This window comes from Alcanivorax sp. HI0083 (assembly GCF_001635175.1).
Map to the genome: position 1 here is coordinate 1 of NZ_LWFX01000313.1, position 1,060 is coordinate 1,060.

1 protein-coding gene is annotated in these 1,060 nt (G+C 60.3%); it reads right to left on the reverse strand.

Annotated features, from left to right (window positions below; translation table 11 throughout):
- The coding region (locus A3754_RS03315; RefSeq protein WP_063518845.1) for a ribonucleoside-diphosphate reductase subunit alpha at positions 1-1,060 on the reverse strand (1,060 nt) is incomplete at both ends.

The following is a 1,060-nucleotide window of genomic DNA, read 5'->3' on the forward strand; positions in this document are numbered from 1 at the left end:
GGCGCCGATGGCGCGCAGGTAGTAGGTGGTTTTCAGTCCCAGCAACCAGGCCATCTTGTAGGTCACGTCCAGCTTTTTGCCGTTCGCTTCGGCGATGTACAGGTTCAGGGATTGAGCCTGGTCGATCCATTTCTGGCGACGGCTTGCGGCTTCCACCAACCAGCGCGGCTCCACTTCAAAGGCGGTGCGGAACTGTTCTTTCAGGTCTGCCGGAATCCGTTCGATGGGCTGCGCGGAGCCATCGTAGTATTTCAGGTCGTTGACCATCACGTTGTCCCACAGGCCGCGCTCTTTCAGGGCGCTGACCAGGTACGGGTTGACCACGGTGAACTCGCCGGACAGGTTCGATTTCACGTACAGGTTCTGGTACGTGGGCTCGATGGACTGGGAGACCCCGGTAATGTTGGCGATGGTCGCGGTAGGAGCGATGGCCATGACGTTGGAGTTACGCATGCCTTTCTTGGCCATGGCGCGCACGCTGTCCCAATCCAGAGTCTGGCTGCGATCGACTTTGCAGTAGTCCTCGCCACGCTGTTTGACCAGGATCTCGATGGAGTCGATGGGCAGTACCCCCTGGCTCCACAGGGAACCGTCGAAGGTCTGGTAGGCGCCGCGCTCTTCGGCCAGTTTGGCGGAGGCCTGGATGGCGTAGTAGCTCACCGCTTCCATGGAGTTGTCGGCAAACTGTACGGCGCCTTCGGAGGCGTAGCTGATGCCTTGCTTATACAGGGCGTCCTGGAAGCCCATGATGCCCAGGCCCACCGGGCGGTGCTTCATGTTGGAACGCTCCGCCTGGGGCACGCTGTAGTAGTTGATGTCGATCACGTTATCGAGCATGCGCACGGCGGTGTTGATGGTGCCTTGCAGCTTCTCGATATCCAGGCCGTTTTCGTCCACGTGCTGGGCCAGGTTCACGGAACCCAGGTTACACACGGCGATTTCTTCCTGGTTGGTGTTCAGGGTGATCTCGGTGCACAGGTTGGAGGAGTGCACCACGCCCACGTGCTGCTGCGGGCTGCGCAGGTTGCACGGATCCTTGAAGGTGAACCAGGGGTGGCCT